Origin of the sequence: Vreelandella aquamarina, from assembly GCF_900110265.1 — a bacterium.
Taxonomy (GTDB): Bacteria; Pseudomonadota; Gammaproteobacteria; order Pseudomonadales; family Halomonadaceae; genus Vreelandella; species Vreelandella aquamarina.
In genome coordinates, this window is sequence record NZ_FODB01000115.1 from 1 (window position 1) to 1692 (window position 1692).

General features: G+C 57.3%; 2 protein-coding genes. One reads left to right on the forward strand and one right to left on the reverse strand.

Going from position 1 to position 1692, the window contains the following annotated elements; all coding sequences use genetic code 11:
* Window positions 1–217 precede the first annotated feature (217 nt).
* A complete protein-coding gene (locus BMY49_RS17040) occupies window positions 218–1165 on the forward strand; it encodes a GNAT family N-acetyltransferase (protein WP_167359394.1) in 948 nt (315 codons plus the stop codon).
* 91 nt (window positions 1166–1256) lie between these two features.
* On the opposite strand, the gene BMY49_RS17045 is transcribed toward BMY49_RS17040, so the two are convergent.
* Window positions 1257–1692, reverse strand: a 436-nt coding sequence (locus BMY49_RS17045; RefSeq protein WP_143058167.1) for a helicase C-terminal domain-containing protein, incomplete at its 5' end; no start/stop codon positions are given.

Below are 1692 nucleotides of genomic sequence, written 5' to 3' on the forward strand. Positions count from 1 at the left end.
GGGCGAATGATCAAAAAGTGCTCGCTGGCGGTGATAGGGAAAGTGTCGGCGCCGGCTTCACGGATTCAGGTTTAGGGTTAGCATGAAAAATAATTGTAAGTGTTAGTAACAAAAACGAATGATAAAAATGAGCAACAACGCCTTAATGCTCAGTGGCTTGCAGCCAGGCGGTTAACCAGTAATGAATAACAAGCAGCCAATAGAAGGAAAAAAGCCAATGAGCCAAGGGGCATACCTTTATAACGCCGCAACAGGCAAGGCCGTGTTCACCTGCCCCCAGGCACTGCGCCGCGAAGCGCTGTGGCAACTGGCCGCCGCACACACCCCGCGGGGCCAAGCCGAACTGGCGGCAGCCATTAATCACATGCTGGAACAGGCGGATGCCGATTGGGGTGGTTTGCTCATCACACAAGATGAACACGGCCACCCCGCCGGGGCGGTGTGGGTAGAGGTGCTGCCGGGTAACGAAGCCACCTTATGGCGGCCGCAAAATGGGTGTGACGATGCACCGGCCTTACTGCGCGCTGCCATTGGCTGGGCGAAACAGCAGCGCCTAAGCGTGGTGAAAACCGTGTTAGAAGCAAACGAGCGGCAAACCGCCGCCCTGCTAGAGGCAAACGGCTTTCCCAAGGTGGTGAGCTTGCACTACCTGAGCGCTCCCACCCAAACGGCGTTAAACGCGCCTGCGGTTGAAGCGGCGGCTCATTTTACGCAGGTGAACGAAGTGGCCCCTGAACGCCTTGAAGCCATGCTTGGCCAGGTGGCGCAAGGCTCGCTAGACTGCCCCGAATTACAGGGCAGGTTCACCGCGCAACAAGCCCTGCAGGGGTTTTATCGGCAAGATGCCCACGCCCCGGCACAGTGGTACCTGGTGCGCTGCGAAGGTGAAGACGCCGGTGTGCTATTGCTTGCCCCCCACCCAGAAGCCAAAAACTGGGAAGTGATGTACATGGGACTGGCACCCGCCTGGCGTGGCCGCGGGCTGGGCAAACACGTAGTGAATGAGGCACTACGCCAAGCCGCCAACACCGGAATGAAAGAGGTGATACTCGCAGTGGATAAACGCAATATTCCCGCGCAGGCGCTGTATCAACGTGCCGGGTTTGTGTTACGGGCGACTTGTGACGTGCATGGGTGGCTACAGCCCATCCCAACACCAACGTAGCAGGCCGCTTCAGCGCGTGAAGGGTGCCGCAGGCGCCCCATTACGATTGCAACATAGTGATCTATGTCTAAGCCTTTTTTATAGCTATGGACTATAGAAGAGCGGCTAATGATTGCGCTATGGCAACCTTGTTTTCTTGTTTGCAGCCTGGTTCTTCTGCCTGTTGATAGGCGGCGTAAAACCGTGCAGGTATTGCTCCTAGCAGCACCTGTTGGGTGTGTACGCCCTGGCAGGCAGCGGTGCCAGATGGCCTGGGAATGCGCGGTTCTAGCAGGGTGATCAGTACATCATCATCAGGGTGGCGAATGGCCCGCCCCAAACCCTGGCGTAGCTTGTGCAGGGTGCGCACGGTGCTTTTGCGCGTCAGCGCACCTTTAGCAATATGGGTGGCGTCAGCTTCGGCTACTTGGCGGTTGATCAGCATTTGTTCTACTAGCAGCCTGTCGGTCTTTCCGTTGCACCGTGAGATACTGACCACCGTCATCGCCGAGCTGAGAAGATCGCCATGAGCCGCTTCATCCCTGTGG